Source organism: Sphaerisporangium sp. NPDC005288 (assembly GCF_040607475.1).
GTDB classification, from domain to species: domain Bacteria; phylum Actinomycetota; class Actinomycetes; order Streptosporangiales; family Streptosporangiaceae; genus Sphaerisporangium; species Sphaerisporangium rhizosphaerae.
In genome coordinates, this window is record NZ_JBEXGT010000034.1 from 23108 (window position 1) to 42081 (window position 18974).

Consider the following 18974-nt stretch of genomic DNA (forward strand, 5'->3'; position numbering starts at 1 on the left):
CGGTCTCTGGCCGCAAACATCACAAAAGGTTCCCCGTGTCCAACGATTCGCCAAGCCACAGTCGCCGCCGCGTGCGGCTGGCACGTGGTGTCTCCCCCTGGCTGGCCCCCACCGCCGCCGCGGCCGTCGTCTCGGCGGGCCTGGCCCGGCGGTCCCGCCCGTGGGTGCTCGCGGCGGCTCCGCTGACGGCTCTCACCGGCGCCATGCTGTGGTTCTTCCGCGACCCCGACCGCGAGCCGGGCGCAGGGCTGGTGCTGAGCCCCGCCGACGGCGTGGTCCAGAGCATCGACCCGCAGCCGGACGGGCGCACCCGCGTGGCGATCTTCATGAGCCCGCTGGACGTCCACGTGAACCGCGCGCCGCTCGACGGCACGGTGACCTCCATCCGGCACGTGGCGGGCGGCTTCCGCCCGGCGTTCAACAAGGACAGCGACCAGAACGAGCGGGTCGTGTGGCACTTCGAGACCGAGATCGGCGACCTGGAGCTCGTGCAGATCGCCGGAGCGGTGGCGCGCCGCATCGTGCCGTACGTCGGCATGGGGGCGAAGCTCACGCGAGGGGAGCGCATCGGGCTCATCCGGTTCGGCTCCCGCGTGGACATCTACCTTCCAGAAGGGATCGCCCCTGCGGTGAGCGTGGGGGAGCGGACGACGGCAGGAGTGACTCGCATTGACCGCGGCTGACGCAGGCTGGTCCATAGAGGGCGTGGACGAGGACGAAGAACCCCGGGGACCGGTCGGCAAGGCCTTCCGGCTGTCGGCGGCCGACTCGCTGTCCATCGGCAACGCGGTCTGCGGGTTCCTCGCGGTGTGCGTGCTGGCGTGGTCGGCGATCAGTCAGTTGCAGGCCCAGAGCGAGTTCCAGTCCGACCCCCGCTACTTCGCCACCGCCGTGGTGCTGCTGCTGATCGGCGCCACGTGCGACCTGTTCGACGGGCTGGTCGCCCGCAAGTTCCGCGCCTCGGCCATGGGGGCCGAGCTGGACAACCTCGCCGACGTGATCAGTTTCGGCTTCGCCCCGGCGTTCATGGTGGTCGCCTGGGCCGGCTTCTCCCACAAGCTGCCGCTGTGGGTGGTCCTCTGCGCGGCCGTCTCGGTGCTGGTGGCCGGCGTCGTCCGGCTCGCGCGCTTCGCCTGCGTCAAGACCAAGAGCGGCGACTTCATGGGCCTGCCCATCCCGATGGGCGCCATGACGGTGGTCTCCATCGTGCTGCTGTTCCAGCCGTCGTACCTCACCCTGCTCGGCATCTTCGCCGTGGCCTGGCTCATGGTGAGCCGCATCGAGTACCCCAAGCCCAAGGGCAACCTCGCGGCGGTGGTGCTCGGCTGGGTCATGATCAACGTGGTCTGCCTCATCGTGTGGGCGGCCGACCTGTCCGGCGGTGACCTGCTCATCCAGGTCGGAGCCTGCATGCAGATCGCCCTGGTGTCGGCCATCCCGCTGCGCGTGCTCATGTTCAAGCGCGAGCAGCGCAAAGAGCGCAAGGACACCGAGTCCGCCGTCCGTTAGCCCGGCGGCGGTCCCTGCGACGCGCACACGGCCCGGTCCCCTCGACACCGAGGAGATCGGGCCGTCTCGCGTCCGGCGGGCGGCCGTTTCCGATGAACGGCCGTTCCGGCGACGGCCGTTCCGCGCTCTGGTGGGCGGCCGTCCGGCCGTTCCGGCCGCCGCGTCGCCGGCCTACCAGCCGCGGGCGCGCCACTCGGGCAGGGAAGGGCGCTCGGCGCCGAGGGTGGTGTCCTTGCCGTGGCCCGGGTACACCCAGGTCTCGTCGGGCAGCCGGTCGAAGACGCGCTCCACCACGTCGGTGTAGAGCCGCTCGAACCGGGCCGGGTCGCGCTCGGTGTTGCCCACGCCGCCGGGGAACAGGGAGTCGCCGGTGAACAGGTGGGCGTTCTGGAACAGCAGCGCGATGGAGCCGGGGGTGTGGCCGCGCAGGTGGATGACGTCCAGGGTGACCACGCCGACGGTGACCCTGTCGCCGTGCTCCACGGGCTGGGTCACCGGGACGGGCAGGTGCGGGGCGTCCAGCGGGTGGGCGACGGTCTCGGCCCCGGTCGCCTTGACGACCTCCGCCAGCGCCGACCAGTGGTCCTGGTGGCGATGCGTGGTGACGATCTTGCTGATGGGCCGGTCGCCGATCAGCTCCAGCAGCCTCGCGGGATCGGCGGCGGCGTCGATCAGCACCCCGTCGCCGGTCTCGCGGCAGCGCAGCAGGTAGGCGTTGTTCCCGAAACCGCCCACCTCCACCTTGCTGATCGTCAGGTCGGGCAGCTCGCGGACGTCCGCGGGGCCGCCGGCCGTCACATCACCGGTGTAGCTCATGGATACTCCTCAGGTGGCGTCGCCGGCAGGCCGGGAGGTGCCGTCGCTGGCCACCGCGGCGCAGCCGGAGGCTTTCCCGCCAGCCTAAGCCTCCCGGGCCCAGGTTGATCGTCGCCCTCCGCCCGGCCGGCGGGCTCGTCTCTCAGGCGCACCACCTCGCCCAGATCACGGGAAGGCAGGCGGCCGGCCACCCAGGCGAGGACGGCCCCGGGCGGCCCCTCCACCGCCGGGCCGTCACCGAGGCCGGTCCAGCGCCGCCCGCCGGCGTGGAGGGCGCCGACCGGGCTCTGCTCGCGCGGCCAGGCGGCCATGGAGTCGTGCAGTTCGCGCCACACGAAGGGCTCGGGCCAGGCCGCCCAGGTGTAGCCGGCGTCCAGGTCGACGTGGTGGATCTCCACCTCCCGGATCCTGCGCACCAGGATGTACCAGGCGGGGTGCCCGCCGCCGTTCAGGCCGCCCACGGTGGCGGCCCAGGCGGGCGCCGGCATCGAGGCGATGGCGTCGTCCAGGCGCGCCGCGCTCGCGGCGATGTCCGCGTGCTGCTCCGCGGCGGGCCTGCCGGCTCCTTCCGCTATCTCCGTCTCTCTGGCCTCGTGCGTTGGGTACTGTGGTGTGTACACACCCGTCTTGGCCCACGTCACGAGGTTGACGTGGCTGTCGGCGTTCCGCGCGATGTGGGCCAGCACGTGGCCGCGCGTCCACCCCGGAAGCAGGGAGGGAGCCGTGACGTCCGAGCCGGACAACGCGGCCGTGGTGGCGAGCAAACGGTTCGTGGCCGCGGCGAGCTCGGCCCGGAGGGCGTTCAAAACGGTCATGCGACACATCCTTCATCCGAAATCCTCCGCCCGCGCGATCTTCCGCGGGTGCCGGGCGGCCGGTGCCCGGCATGTCCCTCGCCGGAGCGCGGAAAAATTGTCGGACCCCGTCGTTACAGTGGCGGCGACTAGTCAGAGGTGGCCTTCTCCGGCCGCCGTGGATCGCAACCCCAACATGAGAGATCTGCTGTGGCCGACCGCTTGATCGTTCGTGGCGCGCGCGAACACAATCTCAAAGACGTCTCGCTCGACCTGCCGCGAGACGCTCTCATCGTCTTCACCGGGCTGTCCGGCTCGGGCAAGTCCAGCCTGGCCTTCGACACCATCTTCGCCGAGGGCCAGCGGCGCTATGTCGAGTCGCTCTCGGCGTACGCACGGCAGTTCCTCGGGCAGATGGACAAGCCCGACGTCGACTTCATCGAGGGCCTGTCCCCGGCCGTCTCGATCGACCAGAAGTCCACCTCCCGCAACCCCCGCTCCACGGTCGGCACCATCACCGAGGTCTACGACTACCTGCGTCTGCTGTGGGCCCGCATCGGCAAGCCCCACTGCCCCACCTGCGGCCGTCCCATCGCCCGGCAGACCCCGCAGCAGATCGTCGACCGCGTGCTCGAGCTGGAGGAGGGCACGCGCTTCCAGGTCATGGCCCCGGTCATCCGCGGGCGCAAGGGCGAGTACGCCGAGCTGTTCCGAGAGCTGCAGTCCAAGGGCTTCGCGCGGGCGCGGGTCGACGGCACCGTGATCCGGCTCGAAGAGCCGCCGACCCTGAAGAAGTACGAAAAGCACGACATCGAGGTCATCGTCGACCGTCTCTCGGTGAAGGACGGCGCGCGCCGCCGCCTCACCGACTCGGTCGAGACCGCCCTCCAGCTTTCCGGCGGCACGATCACGCTCGACTTCGTCGACCTTCCCGAGGGCGACCCCGGGCGCGAGCGGTTCTACTCCGAGCACCTCTACTGCCCCTACGACGACCTGTCGTTCGAGGAGCTCGAGCCCCGGTCGTTCTCCTTCAACTCGCCGTTCGGCGCCTGCCCCGACTGCACCGGTCTCGGCACGCGCATGGAGGTCGACCCCGACCTGGTGGTGCCCGATCCCGAGAAGACCCTGGGCGACGGCGCGCTGTCCCCGTGGGCCGGCGGCCACACCAGTGACTACTTCATCCGGCTGGTCGAGGCGCTCGGGCTGGCCATGGGCTTCGACCTGGACACCGCGTGGGAGCGGCTGCCCAAGCAGGCGCAGAAGGCCCTGCTGCGCGGCTACGACGAGCAGGTCCACGTCCGCTACAGCAACCGCTACGGCCGGCAGCGCTCGTACTACACCACCTTCGAGGGCGTGATCCCCTGGGTGCAGCGGCGGCACGCCGAGGCCGAGAGCGACTCCTCGCGCGAGCGCTTCGAAGGCTTCATGCGCGAGATCCCCTGCCCCACCTGCAAGGGCGCCCGCCTCAAGCCGGTGTCGCTGGCGGTGACGGTCAGCGACCGCTCCATCGCCCACGTCTCGTCCATGTCCATCGGCGAGTGCGCCAAGTTCCTCGGCGGGCTCACCCTGTCCGAGCGCGACATGCACATCGCCGAGCGGGTCGTCAAAGAGATCAACGCGCGGCTGGGCTTCCTGCTGGACGTCGGCCTCGACTACCTCACCCTCGACCGCGCGGCCGGCACCCTGGCCGGCGGCGAGGCGCAGCGCATCCGCCTGGCCACGCAGATCGGGTCGGGCCTGGTCGGCGTGCTGTACGTCCTGGACGAGCCGTCCATCGGCCTGCACCAGCGCGACAACCAGCGCCTGCTCGACACGCTGATCCGCCTGCGCGACATGGGCAACACCCTCATCGTCGTCGAGCACGACGAGGACACCATCGCCGCCGCCGACTGGGTCGTCGACATCGGCCCGGGCGCGGGCGAGCACGGCGGCCAGGTCGTGGTGTCGGGCACGGTGCAAGACCTGCTCTCCAGCGAGCACTCCCTCACCGGCGCCTACCTGTCCGGGCGCAGGAGCATCGACGTGCCGGCCGCCCGGCGCAAGCGCGACGCCAAGCGCAAGCTGGTCGTCAAGGGGGCCCGCGAGCACAACCTCAAGGGCGTCGACGTCGAGTTCCCGCTGGGCGTGTTCACCGCGGTAACCGGCGTGTCGGGGTCCGGCAAGTCCACCCTGGTCAACGACATCCTCTACAACGCGCTGGCCAAGGAGCTCAACGGCGCCAAGACCGTCCCCGGCCGGCACTCCCGCGTCACCGGCACCGATCTGGTGGACAAGGTCGTGCACGTCGACCAGAGCCCCATCGGCCGCACCCCGCGCTCCAACCCGGCCACCTACACCGGGGTGTTCGACCACGTGCGCAAGCTGTTCGCCCAGACCACCGAGGCCAAGATCCGCGGGTATCAGCCCGGCCGGTTCAGCTTCAACGTCAAGGGCGGCCGGTGCGAGGCGTGCTCGGGCGACGGCACCATCAAGATCGAGATGAACTTCCTGCCGGACGTCTACGTCCCCTGCGAGGTCTGCCACGGCGCCCGCTACAACCGCGAGACGCTCGAGGTGCACTACAAGGGCAAGACGATCTCCGAGGTCCTCGACATGCCGATCGAGGAGGCCCTTGAGTTCTTCGACGCCATCCCGCCGATCAAGCGCCACCTCAAGACGCTCAACGACGTGGGCCTCGGGTACGTCCGGCTCGGCCAGCCCGCCACCACGCTGTCCGGCGGCGAGGCCCAGCGCGTCAAGCTCGCCTCGGAGCTGCAGCGCCGCTCCACCGGCCGCACCATCTACGTGCTGGACGAGCCCACCACCGGCCTGCACTTCGAGGACATCCGCAAGCTGCTCGGCGTCCTCGGCCGCCTGGTGGACGGCGGCAACAGCGTCATCGTGATCGAGCACAACCTGGACGTGATCAAGACCGCCGACTGGGTCATCGACATGGGCCCCGAGGGCGGCTCCAGGGGCGGCCTGGTGCTGGCCACCGGCACTCCCGAGCAGGTCGCCCGCATCGAGGACAGCCACACCGGCCGCTTCCTCAGCAAGGTCCTGGGCGGCTGAGCCCGTCTCCTCGCGACTGAGGCGCTTCGCCCGCGTCACGACGGCCCGCCGCTCCTTCGCACATCGGGTGGAGCGGCGGGCCTGACCCATGTCTTATGCGTAATTGTTCATACTGCCTGAGTCACGTGTGCTCCATGCTGAACCACGTGGCGGCGAGAGCCGTAGCAGGAGATAAGGAAAACCGAGGAAGGCGAATATGACCGAGACGGATACGACACGGCGTGCGGTGATGCTCGGCGCGAGTGGCGCGGGGCTGGCCGTCGTGCTGACCGCGTGCGGCGGATATGGGACGTCGGCCTCGACGGACAGCGGCGAATCTTCCTCCGATCCGGCGCCCGCGTCCTCGTCGGACGGCGCCGCGAGCGACTCCGGCTCCGGCGGCGGCGGGAACGCTCTGGCCAAGACCAGCGACATCCCCAAGGGCGGCGGCAAGATCTTCAAGGACGAGAAGATCGTCATCACCCAGCCGGCGGACGGTGAGTTCAAGGCGTTCAGCGCGATCTGCACCCACCAGGGCTGCCCGGTGGGCTCGGTGTCCGGTGGAACGATCAACTGCCCGTGCCACGGCAGCAAGTTCAAGATCGCCGATGGCTCCGTGGCCGACGGCCCCGCGAGCTCGCCGCTGGAGGAGAAGAAGATCAAGGTCGAGGGCGGGTCCATCACCCTGGCCTGACACCGCCACCACCAGGCGACCGCACGCGGGCGGGGCCGGAGGACCACCTCCGTCCCCGCCCGCGGCGCGTCCGCCCCCGCCTCTGCCCGCGTGCTCTTCGATCGGGTCGTGGCGCGTCCGGCCGGCGGGGCATGCCCGCAGGCGAGGCGTCGTCCGCACGGGGACCGCTCAACCGTTCTCGGTCACCGCCGGCGTGCGGGCGTCTCGGCGGCGGACCGGTCAGGGGTGAGCCGGACCGGAGGCGAGCTGGGCGGCGATGCCGTCCAGGAGGTACCTCAGGCCATGGGTGAACGCCTCGTCCCAGTCCTTGCCGACCAGGTGGCCGTGCTCCGCCAGCGTGGGGTAGCGGTCGTGTTCGGCCCGCAGCCGCTCGTCGGCGGCCCGCCGCGCCTCGTCCTCGTCACGTGACGCCCACGCGGCCTGCATCATGGCCGAGCCGATGACGTAGTTGGCCAGCCCGTACGCCGCCGCGGTCAGATGCGGACCGTGCAGGCCCGCGCCGACCAGCGCCGCGTGCAGATACTCCGTGCGCGCCAGGACGTTCGGGCCCATGAGGGGCCGTCCCAGCACGGCGGCCGACCACGGGTGCCTCAGCAGGGCGGCGCGCCACTCGCCGGCCAGTGCGCCGACCTCCGCCCGCCAGTCGCCCGAATGCTCCGCCGGCACCGCGACCTCGCCGAACACGGCGTCCAACGCGAGGTCGAGCACGTCGTCCTTGGTCTCGACGTGCCAGTACAGCGTGGTGGACCCGGTGCCGAGACGCTCGGCCAGGCGGCGCATGGTCAGCCGGGCCTCGCCCTCCTCGTCCAGCGCGGCCACGGCCTCGGCGACGATGCGGTCACGGGTGAGCGGCGGCGCCTGGCGCCGCGCCGGGCGGGGCCGCAGCCACACGTCTCCGCCGCCTCCGCCGCCGCCGCGCGGCGCCCTCCGGCCCGTTCCCGACTCGCCCGTCGCGCTCATGTCCATGACGTGATCCTAGTATGGTGAACGAGTACTGGATCGTCGGTCCGGTACTCGATCGACGATCGAGCGGGATGGAGTGGACGAGAGAGGCGGCGATGGGCCACATCGAGGTGAGCGAGCTGACCTACGTCCTGCCCGACGGGCGGCCGCTGCTGGACGGGGTGTCCTTCCGCGTCGGCGAGGGCGCCAAGGCGGCCCTTGTCGGGCCGAACGGCGCCGGCAAGACGACGCTGCTCAGGCTGATCGCCGGGGACCTCCCGCCGGCCGGGGGCCGCGTGGCCCGCTCGGGCGGCCTCGGCGTCATGCGGCAGTTCATCGGCGGGGTGCGCGACGGCCGCACCGTGCGTGACCTGCTGCTGTCGGTCGCCCCCGAAGGCGTCCGCGCGGCGGCCGTGGCGGTCGCGCGCGCCGAGGCCGCGCTGGCGCGCGCGGACGACGAGCCGGCGCAGCTCGCGTACGCCCAGGCTCTGGCCGACTACGCCGATGCCGGCGGCTATGAGGCGGAGGTCGTCTGGGACACCTGCGCGACCGCGGCCCTCGGCCTGCCCTACGACCGCGTCGAGGAACGGCCGGTGAACACCCTGTCGGGCGGCGAGCAGAAGCGGCTGGTGCTGGAGGCTCTCCTGCGCGGGCCGGACGAACTGCTGCTGCTGGACGAACCGGACAACTACCTGGACGTGCCCGCCAAGCAGTGGCTGGAGGAGCGCCTGCGCGCCGTGGGGAAGACCGTTCTGCTCGTCTCGCACGACCGCCGCCTGCTGGCGAACACCGCCGACCGCATCCTCACCGTGGAGGACCGGGGAGTGTGGGTCCACGGCGGCGGCTTCGCCTCCTACGCCCAGGCCCGGCACGACCGCGTCGAGCGCCTGGAGGAGCTGAAGCGCCGCTGGGAGGAGGAGCATGCCAGGCTCAGGCAGCTGGTGAACACCCTGCGCCAGACCGCCGCCAACAACGACGCGGTGGCCTCCTCCTACCGCGCCGCCCGCACGCGGCTGCGCAGGTTCGAGGAGGCCGGCCCGCCGGAGCGGGCGCCGCGAGGGCAGAACGTGCGCATGCGGCTGCGCGGCGGCCGCACCGGCAAGCGGGCGGTCGTCTGCGAGTCGGTCGAGCTGCCCGGTCTGGTGCGACCGTTCGACCTGGAGATATGGCACGGAGAACGCGTCGCCGTCCTCGGCTCGAACGGAACCGGCAAGTCCCACTTCCTCCGCCTGCTCGCCGGCATGGCCCCCGGCTCAGGCACCGGCATGGCCCCCGGCTCAGGCACCGGCATGGCCCCCGGCTCGGGCACCGGCATGGCCCCCGGCTCGGGAGCGGGCTCAGGGCCTGGCCCGCGTCCCGGCTCGGATCCCGGCTCGGGAGCCGGGGCAGGGACCGGCGCGGATTTCGGCTCGCGATCCGGCGTGGGACCCGGCTCAGGGCCGGACGCGTGTCCGGGCGCGGGATCCGGGTCACACGCCGGCGCGTATCGCGGTCTGGGTCCGGGCACCGATTCCGGCTCGGGACAGGGCTACCGGCACGCGGGCGTGGTCCGCCTGGGCGCCCGGGTGGCCCCCGGGCACTTCGCGCAGACGCACGCGCGTCCCGAGCTGCACGGGCGGACGGCCGCCGACCTGGTCACGCAAGGTCACGCGCTGACGTTGAACGAGGCCATGGCGGCGCTCGCCCGCTACGAGCTCGCGCCGGCGGCCCGCCGGCCGTTCGAGACGCTGTCCGGCGGACAGCAGGCGCGCCTGCAGATCCTGCTGCTGGAGTTGTCGGGCGCGACCTTGCTGCTCCTGGACGAGCCCACCGACAACCTCGACCTCGCCAGCGCCGAGGCCTTGCAGCAGGGGCTCGCGTGCTTCGAGGGGACCGTCGTCGCGGTCACCCACGACCGGTGGTTCGCCGCCGACTTCGACCGTTTCCTGATCTTCGGCGCCGACGGCCGCGTGCGCGAGTCCTCCGAGCCGGTCTGGGCGGCCTGACCACACGGCTCGCGAGTGCGGTGCGGTCGCGACGGCGCAGTCCTGTGCGGTCGTGCGAGGCCGATCCGGGCGGCGGCCGGGCGGTTCCGCGGCGAGCACAGGGCGAGCACAGGGCGAGGGCGGCGGGGGTGGTGTGTGCCAGGGGGTGGGGATGCCTGGGGGCGATCTCCGGGGGAGGCGGACAGCCCTATTCTGTCGGCGGGTCCGGATAGGCTTTCTGTTGTGGCGAGACCCGCGAACAGCCCCCTGAGCTTCCGCCCCGAGCCGGGGTCGATCCCTGAGTCACCAGGTGTGTACCGCTTCAGGGATGCCCATGGCCGGGTCATCTATGTCGGCAAGGCCAAGAGCCTCCGGCAGCGCCTCAACTCCTACTTCGCCGACTTCGCCGGCCTCCACCCGCGCACCCAGACCATGCTCACCACGGCCGCGGGGGTCGACTGGACCGTCGTGGGCACCGAGGTCGAGGCCCTGCAGCTCGAATACTCCTGGATCAAGGAGTTCGACCCCCGGTTCAACGTCAAGTACCGCGACGACAAGTCCTATCCCTTCCTCGCGGTCACCATGGGCGATGACTTCCCCCGGGTGCAGGTGCTGCGCGGCGCCAAGCGCAAGGGCACCCGCTACTTCGGGCCCTACTCCCACGCCTGGGCCATCAGAGAGACCGTCGACCTGCTGCTGCGCGTCTTTCCCGTGCGCACCTGCTCGGCGGGGGTGTTCAAGCGCGCCGGGCAGATCGGCCGGCCCTGCCTGCTGGGCTACATCGACAAGTGCTCGGCGCCCTGCGTCGGCAACGTCACCCCCGAGCAGCACCGCGAGCTGGCCGAGGATTTCTGCGACTTCATGGCCGGGAACACCGGCCGGTTCATCAAGCGGCTCGAACGCGCCATGCGCGAGGCCGCCGCCGCCGAGGAGTACGAGAGGGCCGCCCGCCTCCGCGACGACATCCAGGCCCTGCAGCGGGCGCTGGAGAAGCAGGCCGTGGTGCTCGGCGAGGGCACCGACTGCGACGTGGTCGCCCTCACCGAAGATCCGCTGGAGGCCGCGGTCCAGGTGTTCTACGTGCGCGGGGGCCGCATCCGCGGCCAGCGCGGCTGGGTCGTCGACAAGGTCGAGGAGGCCACCACCGGCGAGCTGGTCGAACACTTCCTGCTCCAGATGTACGGCGAGGCGACGCCCGAGGCGGTGCCGCGTGAGGTGCTGGTCCCGGCCCTGCCGCCGGAGGCCGGCGCGGTCGCCGAGCTGCTCACCGAGCAGCGCGGCGCGAGGGTCGAGGTGCGCGTGCCGCAGCGCGGCGACAAGAAGGCCCTCATGGAGACCGTCGAGCGCAACGCCAAAGAGTCCCTCGCCCAGCACAAGCTGCGCAGGGCCAGCGACCTGACCACGCGCAGCCGTGCGCTGCAAGAGATCGCCGACGCGCTCGACCTCGACCAGGCTCCGTTGCGCATCGAGTGCTACGACGTCTCCCACCTGCAGGGCGACGACGTCGTGGCCTCGATGGTCGTCTTCGAGGACGGCCTGGCCCGCAAGAGCGAGTACCGCCGGTTCGCCATCCGCGGCACGGCGGGGCAGGGCGATGTCGCCTCCATCTACGAGGTGATCCACCGCCGGTTCAAGCGCCTGGTCGAAGAGCGCGCCGAGAGCGGCGAGCTCGACCCCGAGCCGATCGACCCCGAGACCGGCAAACCGCGCAGGTTCGCCTATCCGCCCAACCTGGTGGTGGTCGACGGCGGCCCCGCCCAGGTGGCGGCGGCCCAGCGGGCGCTGGACGAGCTCGGCGTGGACGACGTCTCGGTGAGCGGGCTGGCCAAGCGGCTGGAGGAGGTCTGGGTCCCCGGCGACGACCAGCCGGTGATCCTGCCCAGAACCAGCGAAAGCCTTTATCTGCTGCAAAGGGTGCGTGACGAGGCACACCGCTTCGCCATCACCTACCATCGTTCGAAACGTTCGAAGTCTGTCAAGGTGAGCGTTCTGGACGAGATCCGGGGGCTCGGGTCAGCGCGCAAACAGGCTTTGCTGAAGCGCTTCGGGTCCGTCAAGCGGTTGCAGGGGGCGACCGTCGAGGAGATCCGCGAGGTTCCCGGCATCGGGCTTTCGACCGCCGAGGCGATCGTTGCCGCGTTGAAGGGGGAGAGCACATGACCGAGCAGACAGACGGCAACGGGCGCGAGGTGTCGCGGCCGCGGCCGGCGGAGCCGCGGGGCCGCAAGGGGGCGGTGCGCGACACCGCGTTCGTCATCGTCACCGGCATGTCCGGAGCCGGCCGCAGCACGGCCGCCAAGGCCCTGGAGGACCTCGGCTGGTTCGTGATCGACAACCTGCCGCCGGGCATGCTGTTCGCCATGGCGGAGGAGGCCGGCCGGGTCAAGCTCGACACCGACAAGGTCGCCGCCGTGGTCGACGTCCGGAGCCTGGCCTTCACCACCGACCTCAACACCGCGATCGAAGAGCTCGAGGCCCGGGGCGTCGGGGTGCGCGTGGTCTTCCTGGAGGCCAGCGACGAGGAACTCGTCCGCCGCTTCGAGAACGTCCGCAGGCCGCACCCGCTCCAGGGCGAGGGGCGCCTGGTGGACGGCATCGCCCGCGAGCGGGGCATCCTGCGCGAGGTGCGGGCCAACGCCGACCTGGTGATCGACACCTCCTCGCACAATGTGCACGAGCTGCGCGGCAAGATCGTCTCCTTCTTCGGCGGGGAGGACCGTCCCGGCCTGCGGGTCAACGTGGTGTCCTTCGGGTTCAAGTACGGCCTGCCGGTGGACGCCGATCTGGTGGTCGACTGCAGGTTCCTGCCCAATCCGCACTGGGTGCCCGAGCTGCGGCCGATGAGCGGGTTGGATGCCCCGGTACGCGAGTACGTCCTCAGCCAGCCGGGAGCCAAGGAGTTCCTGGACGCCTATGAGGAGGCCTTCGGCGTCGTGGCCGCCGGCTATGTCCGCGAGGGCAAGGGGTATGCCACCCTGGCCGTCGGTTGCACCGGCGGCAAGCACCGCAGCGTGGCCATGTCCGAGCAGATCGGCGCCCGCCTGCGCGATCGGGGCATGGAGGTTCAGGTCAGCCACCGGGATGTGGGCCGCGAGTGAACGTCGATGACGGGGCTCGCGCGGGCAGGGCCCGCACCGAGACCCCGGCGGGCCGCCGGCACGCGGCCCGCGGCGCGGAGGAGACCGAAGACGCCCCAAGCCCGGCAGGGTCCACGGCGCCGCCGGCACGCTCCACCGACGCGCCGGCCGGCCCCCGAGGCCCGGCCGAGCCAGCGGCGGCGCCCGCACCCTCCACCCCGGACGGTTCGGCGCCCTCCACCGCGGACGCTTCGACGCTTTCCGCCCTGGACGTGTCGGCATCCTCCATCCTGGACGCCTCGGCACTTTCCATCGTGGGCGTGTCGGCATCCTCCACTCCGGACGGTTCGGCGCTTTCCACTGCGGACGTGTCGGCATCCTCCACTCCGGACGGGCCGGTCGGCTCGGCGTCGCCGCTCGACGGGCTTGAGCGGTTCGGGCGGGGTGGGGCGGCGCGGGTGGTGGCTTTCGGCGGGGGGCACGGGCTGTACGCCTCGCTGTCGGCGCTGCGGCGGGTCACCGGAGAGCTGACCGCCGTGGTGACCGTGGCCGACGACGGCGGCTCCAGCGGGCGTCTCAGGCGCGAGCTGGGCGTCCTGCCGCCCGGTGACCTGCGCATGGCCCTCGCGGCCCTGTGCGGCGACGACGACTGGGGCCAGACCTGGAGCAAGGTGGTCCAGCACCGCTTCCTCAGCGAGGGCGAGCTGCACGGCCACGCCGTCGGCAACCTGCTCATCGTGGCGCTGTGGGAGCTGCTCGACGACCCGGTGGCGGGGCTCGACTGGGTGGGCCGCCTGCTCGGCGCGCACGGCCGCGTCCTGCCGATGGCCTCGGTGCCGCTGGACATCGAGGCCGAGGTCGAGCTGGACGGGCTCGTCAGCGTGGTCCGCGGGCAGGTCGCGTGCGCGCTCACCCCGGGCAACGTCCAGGCGATCTCTCTGGTGCCGGCCGACCCCCCGGCCTGTCCCGAGGCGGTCGAGGCGGTGCGCGAGGCCGACTGGGTGGTGTTCGGGCCGGGGTCGTGGTTCACCAGTGTGCTGCCGCACCTGAAGGTGCCCCAGCTCGCCGCCGCCCTGCACGGCACCGCCGCCAGGCGGCTGGTCACCCTCAACCTGGCCCCGCAGCCGGGGGAGACCGACGGGTTCTCCGCCGAGAAGCACCTGCAGGTGCTGCGTGATCACGCTCCCGGGCTCACCGTCGACGTGGTGCTCGCCGACCACCGGGTGGTGGGCGAGCGCGACGAACTGGAGAAGGCCGCCGACGCGCTGGGCGGGCGTCTGGTGCTCGCCGACGTCGCCGCCTCCGACGGCTCACCCAGGCATGATGCACGACGACTTGCCTCGGTCCTGGACGAGATTTTCCGTGGGAAGCGTTGATCCTGGTCAGCGCGCCCACGGGGTGCGAGAGACTTGCCGGGGGCCGATGGAGCCGCGCCGGGCGCCGGCGGAGGTCCGCCTGGCGCGACGAGGCTGCTTCGACCGTGAAAGGCGTCTGTATGGGGGAGGACACAGGCACATGGCCATGACGGGTGTGGTGAAGGACGAGCTGAGCCGGCTGTCGGTGCTGAAGCCTTGCTGCCGCAAGGCCGAGGTGTCGACGTTGCTTCGGTTCGCGAGCGGGCTGCACCTTGTGGGCGGTCGCATCGTGATCGAGGCGGAGCTGGACACCAACGTCACCGCCCGGCGGCTGATCAAGGACATCGGCGAGGTGTTCGGGCACAAGGCCGAGGTGCTGGTGCTGGCGCCCGCGGGGTTGCGCAAGGGGTCGAGGTATGTGGTGCGGGTGTACCGCGACGGCGAGGCGCTCGCCCGCCAGACCGGGTTGATCGACAACCACGGGAGGCCGGTGCGCGGGCTGCCGCGCCAGGTCGTCTCCGGGGCCACCTGCGACGCCGAGGCCGCCTGGCGGGGCGCGTTCCTCGCCCACGGCTCGCTGACCGAGCCGGGCCGCTCGATGTCGCTGGAGGTGACCTGCCCCGGCCCGGAGGCCGCGCTCGCCCTGGTGGGCTCCGCCCGGCGGCTCAAGATCCACGCCAAGGCGCGGGAGGTCCGCGGGGTCGACCGTGTGGTGGTCAGGGACGGCGACGCGATCAGCGCCCTGCTGACCCGGCTCGGCGCGCACGACAGCGTCCTGGCATGGGAGGAACGCCGCATGCGCCGCGAGGTGCGCGCCACGGCCCACCGCCTGGCCAACTTCGACGACGCCAACCTGCGCCGCTCGGCGCGGGCGGCGGTGGCCGCCGGCGCAAGGGTGCAGCGGGCGCTGGAGATCCTCGGCGACGAAGCCCCCGAGCACCTGGTCGTCGCCGGGCGTCTGCGGGTGGAGCACAAGCAGGCGTCGCTGGAGGAGCTCGGCCAGATCGCCGACCCGCCGCTGACCAAGGACGCCATCGCCGGCCGCATCCGGCGGCTGCTCGCCATGGCCGACAAACGCGCCTCCGACCTCGGCATCGCCAGCACCGACGCCAACCTCACCGCCGAGATGCTCGCTCCCTGACGGACCGCGCCGCGGCGGCCGCGGGACAGGGCGGCGGCGGTGCCGGGCGGGGAAGGGCGAGGGGGACGGGGGCGCCGTGGAGTGGCCGTGAGCTGGGGAGATCCACCAGGTCCGCAGGGGCGGCGGGAAAGGGGATGGCCACGTGGTCTACACCAATTGGCACCCGGTAGGGTTATCTGAGGTTTCAGCCCGCCACGACGCCGGCACGAGCCGGCGCAACGACGTTCGAGGAGATCAGGTTCCGTGAGCATCCGCGTAGGCATCAACGGCTTCGGTCGTATCGGCCGCAACTTCTGGCGAGCCGTGGCGGCCGGCGGTAAGGACATCGAGGTCGTCGCCGTCAACGACCTGACCGACAATGCCACCCTTGCCCACCTGCTCAAGTACGACAGCATCCTGGGCCGCCTGCCGTACGAGGTCAAGAGCTCGGCCGACGAGATCACCGTCGACGGCAAGGCGATCAAGGTGTTCGCCGAGCGCGACCCCGCCAAGCTGCCGTGGGGCGAGCTGGGCGTGGACGTCGTCGTCGAGTCGACCGGCCTGTTCACCGACGCCGCCAAGGCCAAGGTGCACGCCGAGAACGGCGCCAAGAAGGTCATCATCTCCGCGCCCGCCAAGGGCGAGGACATCACGATCGTGATGGGCGTCAACCACGACAAGTACGACCCGGCGGCGCACACCATCATCTCCAACGCCTCCTGCACGACCAACTGCCTGGCCCCCATGGCGAAGGTCATCAACGACACCTTCGGCATCGAGAAGGGCCTGATGACCACGATCCACGCCTACACCCAGGACCAGAACCTCCAGGACGGCCCGCACAAGGACCTGCGCCGCGCCCGCGCCGCCGCCCTGAACATCGTGCCCACCTCCACCGGCGCGGCCAAGGCGATCGGCCTGGTTCTCCCCGAGCTCAAGGGCAAGCTGGACGGCTTCGCGCTGCGCGTGCCGATCCCCACCGGCTCGGCCACCGACCTGACCGTCGAGCTCAAGCGCGACGCCTCGGTCGAAGAGGTCAACGCCGCCCTCAAGGCCGCCGCCGAGGGCCCGCTGCGCGGCATCCTCAGCTACACCGAGGACGAGATCGTCTCCTCCGACATCGTCACCGACCCGGCCTCCTGCATCTTCGACTCCGGCCTGACCAAGGTCATCGGCAACCAGGTCAAGGTCGTCGGCTGGTACGACAACGAGTGGGGCTACTCCAACCGCCTCGGCGACCTCATCGAGCTGGTTGGTTCGCAGCTCTGATGCAGACCATCGACTCCCTCGACGTGAAGGGCCGGCGCGTCCTCGTGCGCGCCGACCTGAACGTCCCCCTCGACGGGGACGTGATCACCGATGACGGGCGCATCCGCGCCTCGGTGCCCACGATCACCGCGCTCGCCGAGCGCGGCGCGCGGGTGATCGTCTGCGCCCACCTCGGCCGTCCCAAGGGCAAGGTGGCGCCGCAGTTCTCGCTGGCGCCGGTCGCCGCGCGCCTCGGCGAGCTGCTCGGCCGCCCGGTGGCCTTCGCCTCCGACGTCGTCGGCGACTCCGCGCGCGAGACCGCCGAGGGCTTGGCCGACGGCGAGGTCGCCCTGCTGGAGAACCTCCGCTTCGAGCCCGGCGAGGAGTCCAAGGACGACGAGCAGCGCGGCGCGTTCGCCGGCAGGCTCGCCGCCCTGGCCGAGCTTTACGTCGGCGACGGGTTCGGCGCGGTGCACCGCAAGCACGCCAGCGTGTACGACGTGCCCCAGCGCCTGCCGCACGCCGCCGGCGGCCTGGTCGTGGCCGAGGTCGAGGTGCTCAAGAAGCTCACCGAGGAACCCGCCCGGCCCTACGTCGTCGTGCTCGGCGGCGCCAAGGTCTCCGACAAGCTCGGCGTGATCGCCAACCTGCTGGACAAGGTCGACCGCCTGGTCATCGGCGGCGGCATGGCCTACACCTTCCTCAAGGCCCAGGGCCACGAGGTGGGCAACTCGCTGCTGCAGGAAGACCAGCTCGAGCAGGTGAGCGGCTTCATCGCCGAGGCCGGCAAGCGCGGCGTCGAGCTGGTGCTGCCGGTCGACATCCTGGCCGCGACGACCTTCGCCGAGGACGCGCCGTTCGAGGTGGTCGAGGCCACCGCGATCCCGGCCGACCGCGAGGGCCTGGACATCGGCCCGAAGACGCGCGAGCTGTTCGCCGGCAAGCTGGCCGACGCCGCGACCGTCTTCTGGAACGGGCCGATGGGCGTGTTCGAGTTCGAGGCGTTCTCGGGCGGCACCCGTGCCGTGGCCGAGGCGCTGATCGCCTCCGGCGCCTTCACCGTCGTCGGTGGCGGCGACTCGGCGGCCGCCGTGCGCAAGCTCGGCCTGCCCGAGGACGGCTTCTCCCACATCTCGACCGGCGGCGGGGCCAGCCTCGAATACCTCGAGGGCAAGACCCTGCCCGGACTCGCCGCGCTGGAGGACTGAGCGCCCCATGAGCACAGCCCGCAAGCCGCTCTTCGCCGGCAACTGGAAGATGAACCTCAACCACCTCGAGGCCATCGCTCTCGTCCAGAAGCTGGCCTTCACCCTGACCGACAAGGACTTCGACCGTGCCGAGGTCGCGGTGCTTCCTCCGTTCACCGACCTGCGCAGCGTGCAGACCCTGGTGGACGGCGACAAGCTCCGCATCGTGTACGGCGCGCAGGACCTGTCGGTGCACGACGCCGGCGCCTACACCGGTGAGATCTCCGGCTCGATGCTGGCCAAGCTCGGCTGCACGTACGTGCTGGCCGGGCACTCCGAGCGGCGACAGTACCACGGCGAGGACGACCAGCTCGTCAACGCCAAGGTGCAGGCGGCCTACCGTCACTCGATCACGCCGATCCTGTGCGTGGGCGAGGGGCTGCCGGTCCGCCAGGCGGGCGGCCACGTCGCCTACACCGTGTCGCAGCTCGACGCGGCGCTGAACGGCGTCAAGCACGACCAGGCCAAGTCGATCGTCATCGCCTACGAGCCCGTCTGGGCGATCGGCACCGGCGAGGTCGCCACGCCCGACGACGCCCAGGAGGTCTGCGGGGCCGTTCGCGCGCGACTCGCCGAGCTGTACGACGACGAGGTGGCCGGGGGCGTCCGTATCCTTTACGGTGGGTCGGTCAAGGGCGCCAACATCGCCGGCATCATGGCTCAGCCGGATATCGACGGGGCTCTGGTCGGCGGCGCGTCCCTCGACCCGGCCGACTTCGTTAAGATTAGTCGTTTTGGCGAAATGTCGGGCTAGCTGAGCTGTTCGGGAGGTACGAGTTGACATTACGACGTACCCTCGAAGAGACACTTTGAATCGTCACCCCGGCGGTCGCCGGGCAGGTCAGGTCGCGCTTCGGCGCGCATCACAGGGAAACAGGTCAACGGTGATTATCGGCATCTCCATCGCCCTCATCCTGTCGAGCGCCCTCATGGTGCTGCTCGTACTGCTCCACAAGGGCAAGGGTGGCGGTCTTTCGGATCTCTTCGGCGGCGGCTTCACATCGTCCTTCGGCGGATCCTCGGTGGTGGAGCGGAACCTCGACCGACTCACGATCATCACCGGTTCGATCTGGTTCGTCTGCATCATCGCGCTCGGACTGCTGCTCCGGCCGGCGTAGACGCCTTTCCCGAAGCCTGACAGAGATTCTTTTCCCCGCCGCGCGGTGGGGCGATCAAGC

General features: G+C 71.4%; 16 protein-coding genes. 13 read left to right on the plus strand and 3 right to left on the minus strand.

Annotated elements, in window-relative coordinates; translation table 11 throughout:
* Positions 1-35: 35 nt before the first annotated feature.
* Positions 36-683: a phosphatidylserine decarboxylase gene (locus tag ABZU32_RS28110; RefSeq protein ID WP_354844712.1), complete on the plus strand. Its 648-nt coding sequence runs from the start codon at positions 36-38 to the stop codon at positions 681-683.
* Positions 670-1509 (plus strand): CDP-diacylglycerol--serine O-phosphatidyltransferase, encoded by an 840-nt coding sequence (gene pssA, locus ABZU32_RS28115; protein ID WP_354844715.1) that lies wholly within the window; start codon positions 670-672, stop codon positions 1507-1509. The genes ABZU32_RS28110 and pssA overlap by 14 nt, the downstream gene beginning before the upstream one ends.
* Before the next feature lie 171 nt (positions 1510-1680).
* Here pssA and ABZU32_RS28120 read toward each other — a convergent pair whose 3' ends face one another.
* Both ABZU32_RS28120 and ABZU32_RS28125 read right to left on the minus strand, forming a co-directional pair.
* Positions 1681-2325 (minus strand): MBL fold metallo-hydrolase, encoded by a 645-nt coding sequence (locus tag ABZU32_RS28120; RefSeq protein ID WP_354926632.1) that lies wholly within the window; start codon positions 2323-2325, stop codon positions 1681-1683.
* Positions 2322-3140: a maleylpyruvate isomerase N-terminal domain-containing protein gene (locus tag ABZU32_RS28125; protein WP_354926634.1), complete on the minus strand. Its 819-nt coding sequence runs from the start codon at positions 3138-3140 to the stop codon at positions 2322-2324. The genes ABZU32_RS28120 and ABZU32_RS28125 overlap by 4 nt, the downstream gene beginning before the upstream one ends.
* Positions 3141-3329: 189 nt before the next feature.
* On the opposite strand from ABZU32_RS28125, the gene uvrA reads away from it, so the two are divergent.
* On the plus strand, positions 3330-6170 hold the full coding sequence (gene uvrA / locus ABZU32_RS28130) for an excinuclease ABC subunit UvrA (protein WP_354926636.1): 2841 nt from the start codon (positions 3330-3332) through the stop codon (positions 6168-6170).
* Between the two features lie 196 nt (positions 6171-6366).
* Complete coding sequence (locus ABZU32_RS28135) at positions 6367-6843, plus strand: Rieske (2Fe-2S) protein (RefSeq protein ID WP_354926638.1); 477 nt, start codon at positions 6367-6369, stop codon at positions 6841-6843.
* A 219-nt stretch (positions 6844-7062) separates the two neighbouring features.
* On the opposite strand, the gene ABZU32_RS28140 is transcribed toward ABZU32_RS28135, so the two are convergent.
* Positions 7063-7809, minus strand: a complete 747-nt coding sequence (locus tag ABZU32_RS28140) for a TetR/AcrR family transcriptional regulator (RefSeq protein WP_354926640.1) — start codon at positions 7807-7809, stop codon at positions 7063-7065.
* A gap of 92 nt (positions 7810-7901) precedes the next feature.
* On the opposite strand from ABZU32_RS28140, the gene ABZU32_RS28145 reads away from it, so the two are divergent.
* The 9 genes from ABZU32_RS28145 (at position 7902) to secG (ending at position 18914) form a co-directional block, all read left to right on the plus strand.
* Positions 7902-9770, plus strand: a complete 1869-nt coding sequence (locus ABZU32_RS28145) for an ATP-binding cassette domain-containing protein (protein WP_354926742.1) — start codon at positions 7902-7904, stop codon at positions 9768-9770.
* Positions 9771-9992: 222 nt separating this feature from the next.
* A complete protein-coding gene (uvrC, locus tag ABZU32_RS28150; protein WP_354926642.1) occupies positions 9993-11909 on the plus strand; it encodes an excinuclease ABC subunit UvrC in 1917 nt (638 codons plus the stop codon).
* On the plus strand, positions 11906-12847 hold the full coding sequence (rapZ, locus tag ABZU32_RS28155) for an RNase adapter RapZ (RefSeq protein WP_354926644.1): 942 nt from the start codon (positions 11906-11908) through the stop codon (positions 12845-12847). Before uvrC ends, rapZ begins: the two co-directional genes overlap by 4 nt.
* A 437-nt stretch (positions 12848-13284) precedes the next feature.
* Complete coding sequence (gene yvcK, locus ABZU32_RS28160; protein ID WP_354845272.1) at positions 13285-14202, plus strand: uridine diphosphate-N-acetylglucosamine-binding protein YvcK; 918 nt, start codon at positions 13285-13287, stop codon at positions 14200-14202.
* 139 nt (positions 14203-14341) lie between these two features.
* Complete coding sequence (gene whiA / locus ABZU32_RS28165; RefSeq protein WP_354844737.1) at positions 14342-15322, plus strand: DNA-binding protein WhiA; 981 nt, start codon at positions 14342-14344, stop codon at positions 15320-15322.
* 243 nt (positions 15323-15565) lie between these two features.
* Entirely contained in the window at positions 15566-16570 is a 1005-nt protein-coding gene (gene gap / locus ABZU32_RS28170) for a type I glyceraldehyde-3-phosphate dehydrogenase (protein ID WP_354926646.1), read from the plus strand.
* Positions 16570-17757, plus strand: coding sequence for a phosphoglycerate kinase (locus tag ABZU32_RS28175; protein ID WP_354926648.1), 1188 nt, complete (start codon positions 16570-16572; stop codon positions 17755-17757). Before gap ends, ABZU32_RS28175 begins: the two co-directional genes overlap by 1 nt.
* Positions 17758-17764: 7 nt before the next feature.
* Entirely contained in the window at positions 17765-18550 is a 786-nt protein-coding gene (tpiA, locus tag ABZU32_RS28180; RefSeq protein ID WP_354926650.1) for a triose-phosphate isomerase, read from the plus strand.
* A gap of 130 nt (positions 18551-18680) precedes the next feature.
* Positions 18681-18914 (plus strand): preprotein translocase subunit SecG, encoded by a 234-nt coding sequence (gene secG, locus ABZU32_RS28185; RefSeq protein ID WP_354844747.1) that lies wholly within the window; start codon positions 18681-18683, stop codon positions 18912-18914.
* Positions 18915-18974 lie beyond the last annotated feature (60 nt).